The following is a 20,604-nucleotide window of genomic DNA, read 5'->3' on the forward strand; positions in this document are numbered from 1 at the left end:
TATAAGGGCCGGCAATCGGGAATGAAAATCGTTAGTGCATTAGCCATCAATCGGCTTTGACTATTGCCTGTCCGTTGACCACGGCTTCCAGCAATTGGCGCTCGAAACGACGGGCCGGCCATTCGCCCTGGCCCCGGGCGATTTGTTGCTCCTGTTCGGGGCTTATCGACAGGTTGTTTTGCAGTAATACGAAGGCCTTGCGCCGGCCGTCTTTGGTATCGATAAAGCCGGCCAGGTTCTGCACATGGGCGATGGTGCCGCTCTTGGCCTGCACCTTGCCCCTGAGCGGGGGATTGAGCAGACTGCGGCGATAGAGCAGGGTGCCACTTTCACCGGCGATCGGCAGCTTGTCCATCAGCCAGTTTGCCCGTTCGTCCCTGGCCATAAACAGCAATACCGCCAGTAGATCCCGGGCGCGCAGCAGGTTATGGGCCGACAGCCCGGAGCCGTCGGCCAACCAGCTCGGCCCCAGGTCGATATCGGCCTGCTGTTGCAGTATTTCCCGTACCGCCTGGGTGCCGTTGCGGAAGCTGCCTGGCTGGTCGAAATATACCCGACCCAGGGTACGCAGCAGGCTGTCAGTATAGAGGTTGTCGGAATGCAACAGGATCCGCCCGGTCAGCTCACGCAAGGGGGGAGAGTCGTGGTGAGCCAGGGAGCGCCAGCCGGTGGTATCCTGCCGGCTGGCGGTGATCTTGCCGCCGATGACGATACCGGCCTGGGTCAGGGCCCAGCGGGTCAGCTGCCGGCCCCAGTCGTCCACATCCTGAATGGCGAAGCGCAGCGGCCAGGGGTCTTTGCGCGGCCCTGTACAACCGGTCAGCCGATACTGGTTGGGTGGACTCATCTCCACTTCCAGCGCGCAGAAGGTGCGCTTTCGTTCCGCGGTGTCGAGCACTTGCACCTGGGCGCTGACCTCGACCGGCTGGTGGGCCGGCACCGTGGCCCGGGCCGGCTGGCCCGCCTGGGCATAGAGGGCGCCCTGTACGCAGTTGCGATCCAGGATCAGTGCCGCCACCGGCGCGCTGTAGCACACGCTGAGATCATTCCAGGACCAGCCGTTGCCCAGGTCATAGCCGCTGAATTGCTGCTGGTTGAGCAGCACATCACCTTCAATGCGGCGGACCCCCTGGCGGGACAGCTGGGCCAGCAGGGCCCCGAGCTGTTCCCGGGTCAGGCTGGGATCGCCGACAAAGTCGATCAGCAGGTCGCCCTTGAGGGTGCCGTCTTGTATCTGGCCCCGGGTCTTGAGGTGGGTCCGGTAGCGCCAGTCCGGGCCCAGCTGCAGGGCGGCGGCCAGGGTGGTGATCAGTTTCTGGGTGGAGGCGGGCTTGAGCAGCAGATCTTCGCCCCGGGCCGCTTCTATATGGCCGCTGTCGGCATCGGCCAGCATCCAGCCGAGCTGGCTGTTGGCGGGCGGGGTGACGGCATTGGCCAGCCCGCTCAGGCCCAGCATCAGCATGGCCAGCACCGAAGAGGTTGTGCGGGCATGGCGGGGGAAGGCACAGCACGCCGACACGCCGTCAATACTTCCCTGTAGGCTCGGCGGCGCCATCCCTGGCGCCAACGGTCGGCTTAGCTGACGCTTTTCCTCGCCTTGGGGAATAAGGGCTATGGTCAGCGACTTTAATAAAGCAAACAGGCGTGGTCTCATGGTCTCACTTATAACGAATGGGCGGTGCGATACCGGCCCTGGTAATCAAAAATCTTGTCTTTAATTTGCCAGCCCCGCTTCTTCTGGCGGGCAATCACGAAATCGGGATGGCGGAACTTCTGGGCCTGCTCCAGGACCTCGTCCAGGCTGGTAAAGTTCGGCTCGGATCCGGGCGCCGGCCAGTGGGGCTGCACAAAGTCCCGATAAAACCGGCCCTGTTTGCCCTTGTCGTCGAAGCCTATCCATTGCTGCAGCTCGGTGCCGTCTTCGTCGTGGTAGGTGACCTTGAGCGCCGGACCGTACTTGCCCCTGGTCTGCGCCAGGCTCAGACCCGCGCAGCGTAGCACCAGGGCATCCTTCAGGGCCAGCGCCTCTTTTAGCTGTTTGTCCGGATCGACCAGCAGCTGGCCGCAGTGGCTGCATTCCCGGGCGGCGATGTCGTTTTCCTGCAGGCAGGCGGGGCAGGACTTGAAGCGAAAACGATAACCGCAGGGCTCTTTATTGCCGTCGTCATCTTCAAACAAGCCCTGGCACAGGCGGCCAAAATGTTCCAGCAGTTGGCCCTGTTGGTCCGTTCTGCCCCAGAAAATATTGGCGAAACCGCAGGCGGGGCAGGGCACCTGTACCTGGGTGGTGTCGGCGGCGGGCTTGGGCTCGCCCACCTCGGGCGCAAACAGATCCATGTTGTTGCCCGCGTAGTCGAGCACCAGGCAGTCTTGCTTGCCCGGTGACAGCCGCAGGCCACGGCCGACGATCTGCTGATAGAGGGCCACCGACTGGGTGGGACGCAGCATGGCGATCAAGTCCACATGGGGGGCATCGAAGCCGGTGGTCAGCACCGCCACATTGACCAGAAACTTCAGCTCCCGCTCCTTGAAACGGCGGATGATATCGTCTCGCTCGGGCCCCGGGGTACTGCCTGTGATCAGTGCGGTGTTATCTTCGGGCAGCAGGCCGGCGATTTCCTCGGCATGGCGCACGGTGGCGGCGAACAGCATCACTCCCTCACGCCCGACGGCGTATTCCTCTATCTGCCGCACTATATGGGGGGTAACCCGGGGCTGGCGCGCCAGGGCCCGGTCCAGCTCCTGTTCGCTGAACAGCCCCTGCTCGAACAGCCGGGAAAAATCATAATGCACCACGGGGGCGTCTATCTGGACGGGCGGGCACAGATAGCCCTGCTTGATCATCAGCCGCAGCGGCAGCTCGAAGATGCACTGCCGGAAGAAGCGCGGCTCACGGCTGCGCACCATGCCGTGATAGTGCTGCTGGTAGATCCAGCCCAGCCCCAGCCGGTAGGGGGTGGCGGTCAGCCCCAGCACCTTGAGCCGGGTATTTTGCTTGGCGAGGTGACTAATTACCTGTCGGTACTGGTTGTCGTCTTCCATCGACACCCGATGGCATTCGTCGATGATCACCAGGCTGAAATCCCTAAAGGGCTCCAGGTTGCGAGCCACCGACTGCACCGAGCCAAACACCACCTGGGTATGGCTCTGCTTCTGCTTGAGCCCGGCGGAAAAAATCGCCGCATTCACCCCGTAAGACTGATACTTGGCGTGGTTCTGCTCGACCAGCTCCTTGACGTGGGCCAGCACCAACACTCGGCCACGGGCGATGCGTGCCAGTTCGGCGATCACCAGGCTCTTGCCGGCGCCGGTGGGCAGCACCAGCACCGCCGGCTCGCTGTGGCGGCGAAAATACTCCAGGGTGCGGGTGACCGCTTCCTGCTGATAGGGTCTTAGGGTAAACATCTTTTTTCTCTGAGTCTGGCGATGGCAGGCACAACACGCCGACGCGCAGCAAGTACATTGATGTATGCTCGACGACGGCATCCTTGCCGTCGTCGGTCGGCTTGGTTGCACCCTGCTATTCCACTGAAATATTGTGCGGCGAAAAGAGACAAAAATACGGTTAATTGGAACTTGCTGATAGCGGTTAAGGATAAACATATTTCAGCCAGTTATGAAACCAGCGGTGTGTTTTGGCAGGACACCAGGCAGACAGCACTGAAGACAGAGGGCGGCTGGAAAGCCCCGTCGGCCGACCTTCCGCTTCAGGGATGACGCGACAGAGCGTATAGGGATGTATTTACAGCGTGTCGGCGGAGGAGGCGTTTCAGCCGACTGACACCTGGCATGACTCACAGATCCTGTATCACCAGCAGCTTCAAACATCACATCAGGCCTCACATTTGCCCCGGAATAAGGTATCTTTAGCCTTTCTTTACGAACAACCGAGGCAAACTTCCCAATGATCATCAAACCCAAGGTTCGTGGTTTTATTTGTACCACCACCCATCCCGTTGGTTGTGAAGCGAATGTGCGTGAACAAATCGCCTACGTCAAGGCCAAGGGCGGCCTGGAGCAGGGCCCCAAAAAGGTGCTGGTAATTGGGGCCTCCACCGGCTATGGCCTGGCCTCGCGCATCAATGCCGCCTTCGGCAGCGGTGCCGCCACCATTGGCGTCTTCTTTGAAAAGCCGGGCACCGAGAAAAAGCCCGGCTCCGCCGGCTGGTACAATGCCGCCGCCTTCGACAAGGCCGCCAAGGAAGAAGGCCTGTATGCCAAGAGCATCAACGGCGACGCCTTCTCCAATGCCTGCCGCGAGCAGGTGATTGAGCTGATCAAACAGGATCTGGGACAGATCGACCTGGTGGTCTACTCTCTGGCCTCGCCGGTGCGCAAGATGCCCGACTCCGGTGAAGTGGTGCGCTCCGCGCTCAAGCCGATCGGCGAACCCTACAAGTCCACCGCCCTGGATACCAACAAGGATGTGCTGGTGGAAGCCGTGGTCGAGCCGGCCAACGAGCAGGAAATTGCCGATACCATCAAGGTGATGGGTGGCCAGGACTGGGAACTGTGGATGAATGCCCTGGCTGACGCCGGTGTGCTGGCCGACGGCGCCAGATCCGTGGCCTATTCCTATATCGGTACCGATCTGACCTGGCCTATCTATTGGCACGGCACCCTGGGCAAGGCCAAGGAAGATCTGGACCGTGCCGCCCGCGCCATCGACGCCAAGCTGAAGGCCAAGGGCGGTTCCGCCAACGTGGCCGTGCTCAAGTCGGTGGTCACCCAGGCCTCTGCCGCCATTCCGGTGATGCCGCTGTATATTTCCATGGCCTTCAAGGTGATGAAGGAGCAAGGTATTCACGAAGGCTGCATCGAGCAGATCCAGCGTCTGTTTGCCGAGCGCCTGTACAGCGGCGAAGCCACCCCGCTCGACGAAAACCACCGTATCCGCCTGGACGACTGGGAGCTGCGCGACGAAGTGCAGAATGCCTGCCGCGAGATCTGGGCCCAGGTGAAAGACGACAACATCTACCAGCTGACCGACTATCAGGGCTACAAGGAAGAATTCCTGCGCCTGTTTGGTTTTGGTCTGACCGGCGTCGATTACGATGCCGACGTCAACCCGGAAGTGAGCTTCGAGGTGATTGAGCTGGCCTGAGCCGGTTTAACACTTCGCTAAAAACCCCCTGCAGATGCTGTCTGCAGGGGGTTTTTGTTTGCCTGCATGACAGCCCGGCATGGAGCTGTCCAGGCAAGGCGATGGATGGCCACCAGGACGCCGGTTTCCTGATCCCGGCCAGGTGGCTACCCTGTGCATCAGGTTCAGGGAGAGTACGCGGACGTTAGGCGTGTGATACCGGCTACACTGTCAGCAGCGCCGACTTTCATGGCCGCCGCCTGTTTTCAGCGCAACACAGCCGCAGGGCTGGCGGTCTGGTTGCCGTGTCAGCGATAACAAGGAGAATGCGATGGCCGACGACAATCACTGGCAGTTGATAGCGGCAGACGAATTTTGCTGCCCGGCTGCCCCTACGGTTACCCGCTTTCAGCAGGCCTGGCAGCGGGTGCTGCGCATCCTCGGGCTACGTAGCAAGGACGCGGTGGAGCAGGGGGATGACATCAGGTTGCCTGGCTACCGGGAGTTTGACCGAACGCCTGCGGTGACTGCCCTGGGCGAAGACCTGGCCGGATGGATTGAGGGTAATGAACACAGTGTCTGCTTTCTGCTGGATCCGCCGTTCAGTGGCTCTGCCGCCATCGTCCGAGACTGGGCCTGGCAACAGGGCTGGGTCATGCTGACTCCACCGGATATCGAGCTGGTGAGGGCGGTGCGGGTAGAGGAATGGTGGCAGCAACAAAAACTGATCGGTGGTCCCTGGGTGATTGATGATTTGGCCCGTTACCTGCTGCGTAGCGCCGATGGCCTGCGTTTTATCCGGGCGCTGTTGCCCAGGCTGCTGCACGGTGAATTCGGTCAGGGACTGGTCGTGTGTGACAGCTGGACCTTTGCTTTCCTGCGGCGGACCTGGCCACTCGGTTTGCCGCGGGTGTACTGCTTTGCCCCGGCCGAAACGGATTTGTTGCGTCAGGTGGGGATCAAGGGCTCGGATCGGCAGCTCCACCGGCTCGCCGCCCGGGCGCGGGGCAATGTCGGCCTGGCGCTGGCGTTATGGGCTTGTCGACTGAATGAAGACAGGGCGCTGCCAGAGCTGCCGCTGGAAGCGGACGATAGCACCGCCTTTGTGCTGTATTCACTGTTGTTGCACCGGGGCCTGAGCGGCGAGGGCTTGCAGCTGGTGCTGCCGGTGGTGGTGCCGGACCAGCTTAATGTGCAGCTGTTGCGGCTGGAACAGTTCGGCATTATCGAGCGGGAACGAGAGTGCTGGCGGCTGAGCGTGTATGGCTATCTGGCGGTACGCGACTTTCTCGGCGGCCGGGATTATTTGCTGGACGACTTTTAAGGGGGAAGCATGGATACGGAGCGGGTAGCCAGGTTATTCCGGGATATCACCACCCAGACACTGATTGAAGCCCTGATGGTGGTGGTGGCGGCGATAATGCTGGTGTGGCTGAGCCAGAAGCTGTTGCCCTGGCTGGCTGAAAGGCTGCACAGCAACCGGCGGCTGTTTGTGCTGGCGCTGATCCCCACCACGCGCATCCTGGTGATTCTGGTTGCCCTGATCTGGATCGTGCCGTTGTTTATCGAGCCTTCGGTGCAGAATACCCTGGCGATTCTGGGGGCCGCCGGCCTGGCTATTGGTTTTGCGCTCAAGGATTATGTCAGCAGCCTGTTGGCGGGCATAGTGGCGGCCTATGAGTTGCCCTACCGTCCCGGTGACTGGATCGAGGTAGAGGGCTGCTACGGCGAGGTGAGGCACGTCGGCATGCGGGTGGTGGAAATCGTGACAGCTGACGATACCGTGGTGTTTGTGCCGCATCAGAAGCTGTGGACCGGACTTATCCGTAATGCCAACAACGGTGGCGCCAGTCTGATGTGTGTGGTGAGCTTTTATCTGGCGCCGGATCACGATGCTCATGAGGTTCGCAGGGTGCTGGAAGACGTGGCCCTGTCCAGTCCCTATCTCAAGCTGAGCCAGCCGGTGCTGGTGGTGCTGGAAGAGAAACCCTGGGGCACCCATTATCGTATCAAGGCCTATCCCATGGATCCGCGCCAGCAGTTCCAGTTTATGTCCGATATCACCGCCCGTGGCAAGACAGCTTTGCGGCAGATGCCGGTAAGCTTTGCCCGCCTGCCCGCGGACTATGCCACCGGCGGTACTGAGATGAGTCCGTAAACAGCGGTGAGGTTGCAAGGCAGAGAAACGATATAAAGGACCGATTTATACAGTGTCATCCGGCATCACTGCCGGTCAAGTCGTTTTGCATCAAGACCAGGGGAGCGCGTAGAGGGCACCCGATTGGCTCTGGCGGTAGCCCAACTGTGGGCGGCCACAGGGTGATAGAGTGTTGCTTAAAATTGGTAACTTCAAGAGTGCCGCAATGAGCGGTATGCCAATCCCGGCGACCACCCTGACGGCACTCATTTCGAAAGGCTCATCGTGCGGAATTTTTTGTCTCATCGCTAAACGCAGCTCCCATACGCCTGTATGCCTCGACGAGGAGGCCGTCAATACCCCAGTCCACTATGGTCGACCTCATCGATAACGACCATAGTGGTTGCCGGGGATTTTTGGAGGTCATCGACCAGCAAATCGGTGATACCTTTTACAAGGGCCGATTTTTGCTATTAGCTCACTCCTTCACGGGTGACCTTGATATTAACGTAGGGCACTATCCTCTCATGTCGGAGAGAGGAAAGCAGGCTCCCGGTGGCGAAGGTATATTCAAGGTGCGGGATCAGCCGAAATGTTTGCCGCGACGAATTGCGGGCTGGAAGAGGAGCAGGATATGGCCAGTGGTTGGGCGAAAGACGGGGCGGTACAGGATCAGATAGACGCCAATGTGGAAGACGCGGTCAAGGAAGCCAGAAACCGCTTGGGGGCGGGCGAGAGCCTGACCCATTGCGAGGAATGCGATGCGCTGATTCCCGAGGCGCGGCGCAAGGCCTTGCCCGGCGTCAGCCTCTGTGTCAGCTGCCAGTCGGCGCTGGAAAAGCAGCGGACGACGCAGGCCGTCATCAACCGGCGCGGGAGCAAGGACAGCCAGCTAAGATAATTCATGGTACCGGCAATGGATGAATGCCAACCCATTAGCCAGCCGTGCGGGACCTTGCCCATGAGGCGTGGGTCCGGGCGGTGATAACAGGCCCGTGCCGAATGCGCCGGATTTGGCTCTGCCGTTAAAGTTTCTGTACAATGGACGTCCTTTTTTCTTCCTTTTCCCCCGGTTTCCTCCCAGGATACGCCCCTGGCATGACTCACCACTTGATCGGAGCAGCACGTTGACGCAGCAAACTGAACAGTTTAAAGATTTTGGCTTGGATACCCGCCTGCTAAAGGCACTGGATCATCTGGGTATAGACACGCCTACCGAGATCCAGTCCCGGGCGATCCCGGCGGCGCTTACCGGCCATGATCTGATAGCGTCATCAAAAACCGGCTCCGGCAAGACACTGGCGTTTCTGCTGCCGGCGATACACCGGCTGATTAAAACCCGGGCCTTAAGCAAGCGGGATCCGCGCGCGGTGATCCTGGCACCGACCCGAGAACTGGCCAAGCAGGTGTATGTGCAACTGCGCGCCCTGACCAGCGGCACCTCCATCAATATCGCCCTGGTGCTGGGCGGTGAAAACTTCAACGATCAGCTCAAGGCGCTGCGCAGAGAGCCGCACGTGATTGTGGCCACGCCAGGCCGGCTGGCGAACCATCTGGATGAGCGCTCGCTGAACCTCAATGGCCTGGAGCTGTTGATTATGGACGAGGCGGATCGCATGCTGGATTTGGGTTTTGCCAAGGAGCTGAACCAGATCAACGAGGCGGCCGATCATCGCCGTCGCCAGACGCTGATGTTTTCGGCCACCCTCGATCACGCCGAAGTGGACGCCATGGCCGAGAAGCTGCTTAAGTCACCCAAGCGCATTGCGGTGGGGGCGGCCAACGCCGAGCACCTGGATATCGAACAGCGCCTTTATCTTTGTGACCACCTGGATCACAAACAGGCGTTGCTGCATCACATCCTGGCCAGCGAAAGCTATCCGCAGGCGATCGTATTCACCGCCACCCGCGCCGACACCGATAGGCTGGCGGCCCTGCTGCAGGAGCAGGGGCTGGCGACCACGGCGCTCAGCGGCAAGATGAGCCAGGCGGAGCGCAACCGCATTATGGACGGATTCAGCCGTGGCCAGCAGCAGATTTTGATCACCACAGATGTCGCCTCCCGAGGCCTGGATCTGTTGCAGGTTGCGCTGGTGGTGAACTTCGATATGCCCAAGCAAGCGGAAGAGTATGTGCACCGCATCGGGCGTACCGGTCGAGCCGGCGCCAAGGGCACGGCGGTCTCCCTGGTCGGTCCCAAAGACTGGGATGCCTTCAAGCGGATCGAACGCTTCTTGCAGCGGGAGCTCGGTTTTATGACCATCGCCGGGCTGGAAGGCAAGTTCAAGGGCGTTAAGCCCGCCCCCAGCAAACCGGCCCACCCGCCGAAAGGCGGCCCGGCGGCCAAGCACGCCGGTCACAAGGGCAAGGCCGCTCCGGGCTCGCGCAAGCCGGGCAAGGCCGTGGTCAAGGCGCCCCAGGATCGCAGTGATCGTTTCCAGCCGGGTACCGGCCTGGGATCCGATGACGGCATGGCGCCGATGAAGCGCAAGAAGCCCACAAACAGCTGAGCCAGCGGCCGTTAACTGCCGGGTTATCGTGATTGGCTGGCGGCGGCCAGGATAAGCCCAAAGCCGACGAGCAGGCCGCCGAAGGCGCGCTCAATCCAGTGGCGGACCGCCAGCAGCCGGTCGCGCACCGAGCTGCTGGAAAAGAACAGTGCGACCATGGTGAACCAGGCGATGTGCGCCAGCGAGATGAAGGCGCCGTAGCCTGCCTGTACCGTCAACGATGTCGTGGGTTGCACCACCTGCATAAACAGGCTGAGGATGAAGATGGTTGTCTTCGGGTTCAGGGCGTTGGTGAAGAAGCCGGTGCGCAGGGCGGTCAGGTCCGACAAGGGGGTCAACCTGGCCGTATCGGCCACCTGAGCAGATCTGGCGCGCAGCATCTTGATCCCGAGGTAGACGAGGTATGCGGCCCCCGCCAGTTTGATGGTGTTGAACAGCCACAGCAAGTGCTGGATGAGCAGACCCACCCCCAGCACCGTATAGCTCACATGCACCAGCACCCCCAGCCCGATACCCACCGCCGTCAGTACGCCCGCCCGGCGCGACAGCATCAGGCTGTTGCGCGATACCATGGCGAAGTCCGGACCCGGGCTGATCACGGCGAACAGGGTAATGGTGACTACTGCTAACAGTTCAGTCATAATGAGTATCCCTAAAGGTTCAATAAAGAACCTGATCTTAAAGCGGCAGAGCCGTGATGAATAACGATCAATGCTGACATGAAGTGTGAATTTGGCTCACAGAAAGAGGCGTCTCAGCTTCCCTCACTCACGGCGCTGCGCTGTTTCGAGGCGGCGGCCAGGGCCGAAAGCTTCAGCCGGGCCGCCGATGAACTGCATCTTACCCATGGGGCCATCAGCCGTGCGGTGCGCCAGCTCGAGGATGATCTGGGTGTGGCCTTGTTTGAGCGGCGTAACCGCCGGGTTTTCCTGACCGATGCCGGCCACAAGCTGTTCCGGGCGGTAAGCGATGGCTTGGGGCTGATCCGCCAGGCCTCACGCGAGCTGCGGGACAAGGCACAGTCGCGGCCATTGGTGGTTTCCTGCGAGCCGACCCTGCTGATGCGCTGGCTGATCCCGCGCTGGCCCGCCTTCCAGGTCTTACATCCCGGACTGGACATCCATCTGGTGGCCGGGGGCGGGCCTGTCTCTTTTGACAGTGGCATCGATCTGGCCATTCGCCGCAATGACTTCGACTGGCCTCCCGGCCTGTACGCCTGCCGGATGTTCAATGAACAGGTTGGCCCCGTGTGTCATCCCGGCAGGGTGGAGCAGTTTTTCGATATGGCGGCGGTTCCGGCGCTGCGCGCCCAGGCGCCACGCCTGCACACCAAGACCCGTCCGCAGGCATGGCGGGAATGGATGACGGCATCCGGTCTGGCGTTGGCAGACCGGGCCCCGGGCCAAACCTTCGAGCATTTCTACTTCAGCCTGCAGGCGGCGGTGGCCGGTCTCGGCGTGGCCATCGGTCCTTACCAGCTGGTACGCGATGATCTGGAAGCCGGCGTACTGGTTGCCCCCATGGGCTTTACGGAAGACGGCAGCAGCTACTGCCTGCTGGCAGAACGGGAGCCAACTGTCGGCAGCGCCCATGCCCATCTGCAGGCCTGGCTGCAATCCGTTATTTCCTAGCCCCTGGCTGATGCGCGACAGATACGGTTAGAGGCGTTTCATAAAGCGCTGTTTTAAACGTCAAGATGGCGAGCCCATCAATATCACGGAAATAACGCTCGCCCATGGTTTCCTGCGTATTGGGGGTCTAACTAACTGTTCCTAATTGTGCTACAGAAATCAGGCTCGAACGCAGACTCGCCGTAAACCCATCCCTGGGGGCTCCGCCGCGCCATCCATGGCGCGGAGGGTCTGCTTATCGAATCCTGACTTCTGTCTCGAAATGGTGCGGTATTTGTGTCAGTTATGTAGTAGCGCACTATAAGCAGTCATTTGGCTGTAGTCATTCCGCCATTGTAAAAAAGCCAGGATGCTCACTGATGGGATCAAGGTCAATGGCCTGTCTGCATCTGTCCAGATACCGAAATGCGCTAAACCATGCCAAGCGCTAAATGGTAAAACAGCGGCCCTTGATCTATCCCAGTGATAATTCAAGGGCCGCTTTTGCCGTTTAGTCAGGCAAGTTCACCCCGTTCAGCCGGACAGATAATTCGGCAGCCACAGCACTATCTCCGGGTAGATGCTGACGATGGCGGCCGCCAGGCACATCAGCACAAAGAAGGGGATGGCCGACCAGGCGACGCGGCCGATGCGTTCGCCGGTGAGCCCCTGCAGCACAAACAGGTTGAAGCCGACCGGCGGGGTGATCTGGCCGAGCTCGACCATAATCACCAGAAACACGCCAAACCAGATGGGGTCGAAGCCGGCCTGGATCACGATGGGCAGGGTGATCGGCAGACTCATTACTGTGATGGAAATACCGTCCAGGAACAGCCCCAGCATGATATAAAAAAGCGCGAGCGCCACCAGCAGCAGGGCGGGGGACAGCTCCAGGCTGGCGATATAACCGGCCAGCTCCCGGGGCAGGTGCAGGTAACCCATGGCGGTAGAGAGCAGCGCGGCCGCCACCAGTATGCTGCACACCATGGTGGAGTTGAGCACGGTGGAGGCGAGCGACTCTTTGAACAGGGTCCAGCTCAGTTGCCGCTCCAGCGCCAGCAGCACCAGGGTGGCGGCCACCCCGACCGCCGCCGCTTCGGAAGGCGTGGCGATGCCCGAATAGATGGAACCCATTACCAGCAGGATCAGGATGATCACCGGGGCCAGCAATGCCAGGCTCGAGAACATGGACACCTCGGACGTCAGTCGGCGGGGGGCCTTGTCCGGCCGCCTCAGGGCGATGGTGACGATATAGCCCGAATACAGCAGGGCGATCAGCAGGCCCGGGATCACCCCGGCCATAAACAGCTGGCTGATCGACACCTCGGCCTGCACGCCGTAGACGATCATCACGATGGAGGGCGGGATCAACAGCCCCAAGCTGCCGGCGCCCGCCAGGGAGCCGATCGACAGGTTGCGATCATAGCCGCGGCGCGACAGCTCGCTGGTGGTGATTTTGCCGATGGTGGCGGTGGTGGCGGCACTGGAGCCGCTCACGGCGGCAAAGATGGCGCAACCGAAGACATTGGTATGCAGTATGCCGCCGGGTATTTTCTGTGCCCAGGGTTCCAGCCCCCGGAACAGCCGGTCGGATATATCCGACCTGAAGATCAGCTCGCCCATCAAAATAAACAGCGGTATCGCCGACAGTTCCCAGGCGTTGCCGGCACGGAACAGGATGCGGCTCAGGATCACCCCGGCGCGATCCAGGTTGAAATCCCCCAGCCAGACCAGCGACCCCAGCGCCACCGCCACCAGGCCGGCGAACACCCAGGTACCCAGCCCCAACACCAGGAAAATCAAGCCGATGACCCCAGCCGCTATCAATACGGTTTCCATTACCCCTCTCCCTTTGCCGTGGTGGGAACATCGCCGGCGGCCAGGCTAAGGGCCCTTGCCAGCAGTGTCAGGCAGAGCAGCAGCATGCCCAGCAGCACCATGCCTTCGGGCAGCCACAACGGCGTTTCGGCAAGGGTGTCGCTGACCGTGCCGCGCTGATAGCTGCGCCAGACGTTGTGCCCCCAGTACCAGGCGAGGGTGGCGAAGGAAAACAGTGCCAGCAGGGTAGAGGCCAGCTCGGGTAGCCAGTGCAGCCGGCGCGGCAACTTGTCCAGCAACACGCTTACCCGGATCAGGGAGCCCCGCTCCAGCGAGTAGCCCAGCCCCAGGAAGGTCAGGGTGGCCACCGCGTAGCCGACGAACTCGTCGAGCACGAAGGTGGAGGCTCCGAACAGCCGCATGGCGATCTCCAGCAGAATATGCCCCGCAATATAGAGGATCAGCAGCATGGCAAGCAGTCCCGCCAGCTGATTGAGCCGGCGGGTGATGTAGCCTAACAGGCGGGCCATGGGTCAGCCTTCCTGCCTGAACCGAGCCAGGATGTCCCGGCCGCGCTCCCCGGTTTCCTCCACCCATTTCTCGATGGCTTTTGCTGCCGCCTGCTCGAGTTGGGTGGTGAATTCTCCGGGCAGCTGGTCGTTGATGCTAACCCCGTGCTGGCCCAGCTGCTGATAGTTCTTGGTCACCCGCGCGCGGACTTCCTGCCAATTATGCGCGTCGGTCAGCCTGGCCGCCTCCAGGATGGCCTGCTGCTGGGCATCGTCGAGCCTGTCAAATTCGTCTTTATTCATATGCACCATATTGAGCGGGATGGCGTACTGGATGGCGCTGTAGTGATTGAGGTGTTCCCAGAAGCTGGCGTTGGCTCCGGCTTCCGCCGAGGTCAGCACGGCTTCGATGCCGCCGGTCGACAGCTGGGGCACCACATCGGCCCAGGACAGGTTCACCGGTGAGGCACCGGCTTCCCGCAGGGTAATGGTACCGTTCTTGTCATAGGTGCGGATCTTCAGGTTTTTAATACTGTCTTTTGAGGCCACTTCCTTTTTTGCCCAGATGCCGCTGGCCGGCCAGGGGGAGGCGTACAGCAACACCTGATTGTTGTCGGCGAAGACCTTTTCGTAATGGGGGCGGGCTATCCGGTACAGTTTTTCTGCCTGATCTTCGTTGCTGGCCAGGAAGGGCAGGGAGGACAGGGAAAATATCGGGTCTATGCCGCCCAGGGTGCCGGCCAGGGTATCGGCTATCTGGATGGCGTTGTCGGCTACCGCATAGAAATGATCCGCCGACTTGAAGCCCAGGGCGCCGCCGGTATGCAGGGTGATGTTCACCTCGCTGTTGGTCAGTTCGCTGACCTTGCCGATAAAGTAGCTGTCGCCTTCGGCGTGTATTGAGCTGTAGTTGTATTCGTTGGAGAAATCCATTCTGGTTTCGGCAACGGCGTGGAGGGGCATCAGTGTCGAAAGTGCCAGTGCAAGGGCCGAAAGTGAGCTTTTCATATGGTCTACATCCCTGAGAGTATGGTGCGTCCTCTCGAGTCTGAGGGCTCGGAGCATGAATTATGGTCTCATATGCGACCATGATGTACTCAATTGCGTCCTTCCCCCAGTGGTTTTTTGCCCGCCGTGGGAGCATTATCCCCGGCGGCGGGTCCATTGGGTGTCATGTGGATTTAACGAGGACAGTACCCATGCACAAGTTTATGTGTGGCCTGATATTGGCTGCCTGTTCCGGTGCGCTTGCCGCCGATAACGGCCTGATCAGCGTCAAGAGCGATTACGACGTCAAAACGACCGCTGACCGGCTAGTAAACCTCATGGCCACCAAGGGCATGAGCGTGTTTATCCGGATCGATCATGCCCGGGGTGCGCAGCAGATCGGGGAAACCCTGCGGCCCACCGAACTGGTTATTTTCGGTAACCCCAGGGTCGGCACGCCATTGATGCAGTGCAGCCAGAGCATGGCTATCGATCTGCCCTAGAAGGCGCTGATCCGGGAAGACGAAGCCGAGCAGGTGTGGCTGTCTTACAACGACCCCCGATACCTGGCGCAACGCCACGGCATCGAAGGTTGTGATGAGGTGCTCAATAAGGTGGAGGCGGCATTGGCCAGCTTCGCCGGGGCAGCCACGGCCGATCAGGCTGCCGGCGAATAAGGCTGCTCAATCAACTCCCCCTGCAGTTTTGCCTGCAGGGGGCCAAGAACAAGATAGATGACCTTCCCGGTGAGCAGCCTGGCTGATAGATACTCCCCGGGCTCGTCAAGCATCAATGATGCATGCCGGCATGTGCATCTTTCTTTACTGCCGATTCCACGGCGATTTCCACTTCTACCTTACCCGCCTTTTCGAACTGCAGGGTCAACGGGAACCTGTCTCCTTCCCTGGGTTGGCCGGTCAGGTTGATCAGCATCAGGTGGTAGCTGCCCGGCTTCAGTGTCACATCCCCATGGGCGGGTATCGGCAGTGCAGGTAGCTGCCGCATCTGCATCATGTCGCCTTCCATCATGCTCTGATGGATTTCCACTTGTTCTGCCAGCGGGGTACGGGCGCCCAGCAAGGCGTCTTCTTCGTCGCCCTGGTTATTGATGTTCATGAAGGCGCCGGCCACCTTCGCCATGGGCGGTACCGCCCGGCTCCAGGGGTGATCGATCTGCAAGGCGCCCGCCCGATATTCATGGGCCTGGGCGGTGGCGGTAGTCAACAGGATGACGGAAGCAAGCAGTGAACGAATGAACATATTTTATCCTCAAGGTACGGTGGCCGGGTGGTTTGGGCCACGTATGAAATGCGTTCCCATTGTAACGGGATGTGGACAGAAGTCAGCTCCATTCAGGGCATGAGCTGAGCACCTATGGGGAAAGTCGTCTTGCAATAACGGAGTACGTCAGGCGTCAGGAAAGGTCTTACTACCGCTGCCGGTCCTTTGCCAGGGATCGGTATCGGCAGTATGCTGATGTGAAACCTCTCCCTGCTACAGGACGCACTATGGCTAACTTCAATACGGGTCGTACTTCACTGCTGGGTTGTGCCATGGGTCTGCTGCTGGCCGCCGCGCCGGTATTGGCCGAACCGCCGGAAGGCAAGGGCCACGGGGCCCATAAAGAGTTCAAACAGGCCCACGGCAAGGCGCGCCACCATGAAGATAATGATCACCAGGGGAACGGTCAGGACAATGGCAGAGCTCGGGAGCATCGCCGTTACCGGGAAGATCAGCAGGGCAACGACAGAGACAGGGCGCATCGTCGTGATAACCACAGGGACGGCCACCATGGCCCCTCGATAGATGAGGCCCGGGTACGGCTGATCTTCCGGGATTACCACCGCCAGGTTGACCATCACCACCATGATTACGAGGCCCTGCCCCCGGGTATTCGCATGAACCTTAAACGGGGCAAGCCGCTGCCCCCGGGAATTGCCAAGCAATTTGATCCGCACCTGTACAGCCGGCTGCCCCATTACGATGGCTATGAATGGCACCGGGTCGGTCGGGATGCGGTTTTGGTTGAGATTGCCACCCGGAATATTCACCTGATCCTGGAGCATATTCTCGACTGACATCGTTCGCTGAACAGAGACGCGCCCCGGCTTGGCTCATCCACCGGGGCTGTTGCATGGAGGGGGCTTGTTCGAGGAGGGACAAGCGGTGCCGTCAATCATGCCTGGTGGTCAAATACCAGGGCTTTGAGCCCGGCTTCGGGGTCGATATCCGCAAACTCGGGCGGATTGTCCAGCCGCTCGACAAAGCGCAACCGGGGGGCCTGCTCCGCCATGCCGTCGATCAGGAACCGGCTGGCAATGTCCGGATCGTTGACGCAGGCCAGCACCCGGCCGTTGTCGGTCAGCAGCTCGGGTAGCCGGCGCAGGATTTTTTGGTAGTCCCGGGTCAGCGCAAAGCTGCCTTTCTGGAAGGAAGGCGGATCTATGATGATCAGCTCATAGGGCCCGAGCTTGCGCACCTTGCCCCAGGACTTGAACAACTCATGGCCGAGGAAGGTCACCTTGCCAAGGTCGTGGCCGTTCAGCCGGTGATTGTCCCGTCCCCGGGCCAGGGCGGATCTGGCCATGTCCAGGTTGACCACCTGCTCGGCCCCGCCGGCCAGCGCCGCCACCGAAAATCCGCAGGTATAGGCGAACAGGTTGAGTACCCGCTTGCCACGGGCCTGGCGCTGTACCCAGCGGCGGCCATAACGCATATCCAGGAACAGGCCGTGATTCTGGTTGCGGCCCAGCATCAGCTGATAGTTCAGACCCTGCTCACGGACCCTGGGCTCCGGTTCCAGTTCTCCCCACAGTACTTCCAGCGGCGCGCCTTCACGGCTGCGATGCTGCAGCAGCAGGGCGCGGGCGCCGCTGTTCCGCCAGACCTCCTGGCCGGTCAGCTCCCGCAGCAGGGCTTGCAGACCTGTCATGAAGGCCGGTTCCGGCTCCCGAAACAAGGCCACCAGCAACTGGCCGTCCAGCCAGTCCACGGTCAGCTGCTCCAGCCCCGGCCAACAGCGGCCCCGGCCGTGGAACAGCCGCCTTGCTTCGTCGGGTGCGCTACCAAGGGCGTTTTGCAGGTGGGCATACAGGGTGGGCAGGGCGGTGGGATCCATGAGTATCAGTCCGGCAAGAAAAGCAGGCGCCATTCTAGCGGCCTGCTTTCGATATGGCCACCCGCAAGCAGGGTCATGGGGGCAGCCGAAGGCGCTTCATTCAGCGGGTGATGATGCCGGAGAGGAAACGGCGGTTGACGGCGCTGTGGGGCTTGAGCGCCAGACGTTCGTTGGCGAGTGCCTGGGCAAGGTCGTTGAGCCCGCCGCGCACCGCCGCCTCGGCCAGGGTCCAGTCGATGATATCGCGCTGGGCATGGCTGCCGCCGAAGCGGTTGGCGATATAGCGCCCCCCATGGAGCTTTTCCGCCGCCAGCGGGTAGTCGCCCCGCCAGAAGGCCACGAAACCTTCAATCAGCGGCAGGCCCGTGGTCCGCATCCAGGCGGCCGCTTCTCCCGTTTCGCGGCCGGTGGTGCGGCAGGCTTGCAGGAGCCGCTCCAGTGCTCGCTCCCGTCCGGCACCGAGGCAGGCCATGGCGGCATGCCAGTCGTTGAACGGGTAGAGGCGGCCGTCGGCATGCTGGTCCCAGGCCTCGGACAACTCCTGCCAGCGTTCGCCGAGTGCCAAACCCGCCAGTTGCAGGCGCCACAGCAGCGCCGAGGCGTCAACCATGTCGAGTGCCATGCTGCTGCGGCCCGCGCGGATATGTCCGTCATAGAGGGCCAGCGCCTGGTCTTGCTGATCCAGATCCAGGTGGTAGAGCGCGCGGTGCCACCAGTTGTGTACCTTGAAGAAGTTGTCATCGCCGGACCAATAGGGTTCGCGCATCATCATCCAGCCGATGCCGTCTTCGGCCCGGCCCTGCATTTCCATCACATGGGTGACCGCATGGTGAGCCCAGCAATCGAGCGGCTCCATGGCCACGGCCTGCCGGCCGGTGGCTTCGGCCCGGGCGTAATCGCCGTTTTCTTCGAGCCCGAAGGCATACATGCCGAGCAGGATGGAGTAACCCGGCATGTCGGGTGACCAGTACGGCAGTGCCCGGGCAATGCGATCGCGTAGCTCGCGGGCGTTGGCGCGGTAGAAGTCCAGCAGGTGTCCGCACTGGAGGGCAAGCAGGTCACGGGGATAGTGCATGCAGTGCCGATCCAGCGCCAGGGCAGCGGCGCTCCAGCCGTCGGCGAGCAGCAGTTCGAGGGCGGCAAGCAGCGAAGACTCGCGCTCGCCAAGCCTGAGGGTCTTGGTGTGGTCTACCAGGCTACGGGCGTAAACGGTGGCTTCCGGCTCGGTGGCCACTGCAAACAGCCAGGCCTTCATAAGCGGTGCCATGGCGAAATCGGGGGCGGCAGCCAGGGCCCGGTCGAGCAGTTCGACAGGGTCGCCCCGATACAGGTTGAATGCCGTCACGGCCTGGTCGAACAGGGTCACGGCCTCCGCCGTGGCCCCGGTAAGCGGGTTTCCTTGTTTATCGGTGAGCATCTTGATGACTCCTCAATGGCAAAGGCGGCGCCATCCGGGGAGGGCACCGCCGACCGCTAGTTCTTCAGGGTCGGATATCCTTCGATGAATACCCAGCCGGTCGCCTCTGCCGGAACATGACAGGTCTGGCAGGTCTCGGCAAAGCCCTTGGAGACATTGGTGCTGGGATCCTTGGCTTCATATAATGCCCAGCCCCAGCCCTTGTCCCAGTGCGGGCTGTCAAAACGGCCCTTGTCGTCTTTGACCATGACAAACCATATTTGCGGTTCGCCGGCCCATTGAGCCTGACCGGTGGTCTTGGTGCCGGATTCAATGCTGCGGATTTCCTTGATCAATATGGTGCCGTCCGGAAAGGCCCCCGTGTCCCTGTATCCCTGCACCGCCTCCGGCTGGGTATAGACATCGTGGAATCCATGGCCGGGCGCTTCGGGATCCTCCACTATCCAGGAGCCCAGATGGGGCCAGCTTGAGCGTGCATCCTCGGGCAGTGAGATGCCGCCTTGTTGATCCACGTAGCGGCCATAGGTTTGTTCGGCGAGATCGGCCGCCACGGCGGATAATGGCCCCGCCATCAACGCGGCCAGCAAGGTACCCGGTATTATCCTGTTCATCGTTCAGCTCCTGCCGTTGAGAAGCATGGCCGCCTCCGGCAGGCTGTCACCGGAGCCGTCATGCGGTTATGGGTGCAGTAAGCATGGACCATAAAACAGGAGCGGGCCTGGTCTGGGGATGGCCGATTAGCCCGTCTTGTAGATGCTGGTGCTAAAAAAGTATCTAAAGTTTTGATTTTAGAGTGGAAAGGTAGTCCAGCAGCACCTCGGTGGCGTCACTCAGCACCTGATACTGACCGGCCTTGCCCAGCACCCGTATACCCTGCAGTTGCAGCAGCAGGAAGCGGCTGACTTTCTCCGGCACCACGTCCGCCTTTAATTCCCCCGTCTGGCCCGCATTGGTCAGTGCCCGGGCAAATGCCTGCTCCAGCCGGCTGAATAGCCGCGCGCTGGCCTGCTGCACAAAGGGCTCGGTCAGGCCGTGCTCCAGCACGGCGTTTTGCAGGAAGCAGCCGTACTGCTGGTTACGCTGCAGGGCAATAAAGCGGCTGATATAGTCCCGAACCTCACCGAGGGCGGCCCGGGGATGGAGTATGGCCTCCACCGGTGGAAAAGAGACATGTTCCAGATAGTAGTCGAGCGCCTCCCGATACAGGCGTTGCTTGTCGCCGTAGCTGTTGTACAGGCTGAAGCGGTTGATGCCCAGATGTGCCACCAGATCCGCGATCGAGGTATTGGCATAGCCTTGCTGCCAGAACAGCTCCATGGCTTCGATAAGTTTTTCCTGTCTGTCAAAGTTGCAGTTTCTGGCCATATTGCTTCACTTTAAGGGATCTATTTGATTGTTGACCGTTCATTCCGTAA

The 20,604-nt window shown here is 61.0% G+C and carries 20 protein-coding genes and 1 pseudogene; 9 read left to right on the forward strand and 12 right to left on the reverse strand.

The annotated features are described in order from the left end of the window. Positions 1–46 precede the first annotated feature (46 nt). A complete protein-coding gene (gene dacB / locus DCS96_RS01435) occupies positions 47–1,654 on the reverse strand; it encodes a D-alanyl-D-alanine carboxypeptidase/D-alanyl-D-alanine endopeptidase (RefSeq protein WP_232818159.1) in 1,608 nt (535 codons plus the stop codon). Between the two features lie 8 nt (positions 1,655–1,662). Then, positions 1,663–3,405, reverse strand: a complete 1,743-nt coding sequence (locus tag DCS96_RS01440; protein WP_116472595.1) for a DEAD/DEAH box helicase — start codon at positions 3,403–3,405, stop codon at positions 1,663–1,665. A gap of 499 nt (positions 3,406–3,904) precedes the next feature. On the opposite strand from DCS96_RS01440, the gene fabV reads away from it, so the two are divergent. The 3 genes from fabV to DCS96_RS01455 all read left to right on the forward strand — a co-directional run bounded on the left by fabV (position 3,905) and on the right by DCS96_RS01455 (position 7,241). Then, positions 3,905–5,104 carry an enoyl-ACP reductase FabV gene (fabV, locus tag DCS96_RS01445; protein ID WP_116472596.1) on the forward strand — a complete coding sequence of 400 codons (1,200 nt, stop codon included), beginning with the start codon at positions 3,905–3,907 and terminating at the stop codon, positions 5,102–5,104. Positions 5,105–5,414: 310 nt separating this feature from the next. Beyond that, complete coding sequence (locus DCS96_RS01450; protein WP_116472597.1) at positions 5,415–6,407, forward strand: hypothetical protein; 993 nt, start codon at positions 5,415–5,417, stop codon at positions 6,405–6,407. A gap of 9 nt (positions 6,408–6,416) precedes the next feature. Further along, positions 6,417–7,241, forward strand: a complete 825-nt coding sequence (locus tag DCS96_RS01455; RefSeq protein ID WP_116472598.1) for a mechanosensitive ion channel family protein — start codon at positions 6,417–6,419, stop codon at positions 7,239–7,241. A gap of 332 nt (positions 7,242–7,573) precedes the next feature. Here DCS96_RS01455 and DCS96_RS19020 read toward each other — a convergent pair. After that, positions 7,574–7,678: pseudogene (locus DCS96_RS19020) on the reverse strand (tautomerase family protein); the annotation flags it as partial. Between the two features lie 134 nt (positions 7,679–7,812). Between DCS96_RS19020 and DCS96_RS01465 the strand changes: the two are divergent. Then, positions 7,813–8,121, forward strand: a complete 309-nt coding sequence (locus tag DCS96_RS01465; RefSeq protein WP_456300725.1) for a DksA/TraR family C4-type zinc finger protein — start codon at positions 7,813–7,815, stop codon at positions 8,119–8,121. Between the two features lie 262 nt (positions 8,122–8,383). Beyond that, the gene (locus DCS96_RS01470) at positions 8,384–9,730 is read left to right on the forward strand and encodes a DEAD/DEAH box helicase (RefSeq protein WP_232818160.1); all 1,347 of its coding nucleotides are present in this window, start codon (positions 8,384–8,386) and stop codon (positions 9,728–9,730) included. Positions 9,731–9,753: 23 nt separating this feature from the next. Here the strand turns inward: DCS96_RS01470 and DCS96_RS01475 are convergent, their stop codons facing one another. Continuing rightward, complete coding sequence (locus tag DCS96_RS01475) at positions 9,754–10,371, reverse strand: LysE family transporter (RefSeq protein ID WP_116472600.1); 618 nt, start codon at positions 10,369–10,371, stop codon at positions 9,754–9,756. 78 nt (positions 10,372–10,449) lie between these two features. Between DCS96_RS01475 and DCS96_RS01480 the strand changes: the two genes are divergently transcribed. Next, positions 10,450–11,361, forward strand: a complete 912-nt coding sequence (locus DCS96_RS01480; protein ID WP_116472601.1) for a LysR family transcriptional regulator — start codon at positions 10,450–10,452, stop codon at positions 11,359–11,361. Positions 11,362–11,874: 513 nt separating this feature from the next. Here the strand turns inward: DCS96_RS01480 and DCS96_RS01485 are convergent. From DCS96_RS01485 to DCS96_RS01495, 3 genes are read right to left on the reverse strand one after another with little or no spacing between them, the layout of a single operon-like run. Beyond that, the gene (locus tag DCS96_RS01485) at positions 11,875–13,179 is read right to left on the reverse strand and encodes a TRAP transporter large permease (RefSeq protein ID WP_116472602.1); all 1,305 of its coding nucleotides are present in this window, start codon (positions 13,177–13,179) and stop codon (positions 11,875–11,877) included. Continuing rightward, entirely contained in the window at positions 13,179–13,688 is a 510-nt protein-coding gene (locus DCS96_RS01490) for a TRAP transporter small permease subunit (protein ID WP_116472603.1), read from the reverse strand. The genes DCS96_RS01485 and DCS96_RS01490 overlap by 1 nt, the downstream gene beginning before the upstream one ends. Before the next feature lie 3 nt (positions 13,689–13,691). Then, positions 13,692–14,675, reverse strand: coding sequence for a TRAP transporter substrate-binding protein (locus DCS96_RS01495; protein ID WP_116472604.1), 984 nt, complete (start codon positions 14,673–14,675; stop codon positions 13,692–13,694). 191 nt (positions 14,676–14,866) lie between these two features. On the opposite strand from DCS96_RS01495, the gene DCS96_RS18650 reads away from it, so the two are divergent. Both DCS96_RS18650 and DCS96_RS18655 read left to right on the forward strand, forming a co-directional pair. Beyond that, the gene (locus DCS96_RS18650; RefSeq protein WP_198649894.1) at positions 14,867–15,157 is read left to right on the forward strand and encodes a DUF302 domain-containing protein; all 291 of its coding nucleotides are present in this window, start codon (positions 14,867–14,869) and stop codon (positions 15,155–15,157) included. Between the two features lie 33 nt (positions 15,158–15,190). Further along, a complete protein-coding gene (locus tag DCS96_RS18655; RefSeq protein WP_198649895.1) occupies positions 15,191–15,331 on the forward strand; it encodes a hypothetical protein in 141 nt (46 codons plus the stop codon). Positions 15,332–15,443: 112 nt separating this feature from the next. Here the strand turns inward: DCS96_RS18655 and DCS96_RS01505 are convergent, their stop codons facing one another. Continuing rightward, positions 15,444–15,914, reverse strand: a complete 471-nt coding sequence (locus tag DCS96_RS01505) for a copper chaperone PCu(A)C (RefSeq protein ID WP_116472605.1) — start codon at positions 15,912–15,914, stop codon at positions 15,444–15,446. A gap of 248 nt (positions 15,915–16,162) precedes the next feature. Here DCS96_RS01505 and DCS96_RS01510 point away from each other — a divergent pair, with 248 nt between their 5' ends. Then, complete coding sequence (locus tag DCS96_RS01510; protein WP_232818161.1) at positions 16,163–16,732, forward strand: anti-virulence regulator CigR family protein; 570 nt, start codon at positions 16,163–16,165, stop codon at positions 16,730–16,732. 98 nt (positions 16,733–16,830) lie between these two features. Here DCS96_RS01510 and DCS96_RS01515 read toward each other — a convergent pair whose 3' ends face one another. From DCS96_RS01515 to DCS96_RS01530, 4 genes are all read right to left on the reverse strand, one after another. Continuing rightward, the gene (locus tag DCS96_RS01515; protein WP_116474483.1) at positions 16,831–17,772 is read right to left on the reverse strand and encodes a class I SAM-dependent methyltransferase; all 942 of its coding nucleotides are present in this window, start codon (positions 17,770–17,772) and stop codon (positions 16,831–16,833) included. A gap of 100 nt (positions 17,773–17,872) precedes the next feature. Further along, on the reverse strand, positions 17,873–19,189 hold the full coding sequence (locus tag DCS96_RS01520) for a tetratricopeptide repeat protein (RefSeq protein WP_116472606.1): 1,317 nt from the start codon (positions 19,187–19,189) through the stop codon (positions 17,873–17,875). 56 nt (positions 19,190–19,245) lie between these two features. Beyond that, positions 19,246–19,800, reverse strand: coding sequence for a cytochrome P460 family protein (locus tag DCS96_RS01525; RefSeq protein ID WP_116472607.1), 555 nt, complete (start codon positions 19,798–19,800; stop codon positions 19,246–19,248). A gap of 163 nt (positions 19,801–19,963) precedes the next feature. Next, a complete protein-coding gene (locus tag DCS96_RS01530; RefSeq protein ID WP_116472608.1) occupies positions 19,964–20,554 on the reverse strand; it encodes a TetR/AcrR family transcriptional regulator in 591 nt (196 codons plus the stop codon). Between the last annotated feature and the right edge of the window lie 50 nt (positions 20,555–20,604).

The organism is Zobellella maritima (assembly GCF_003075035.1).
GTDB classification, from domain to species: domain Bacteria; phylum Pseudomonadota; class Gammaproteobacteria; order Enterobacterales; family Aeromonadaceae; genus Oceanimonas; species Oceanimonas maritima.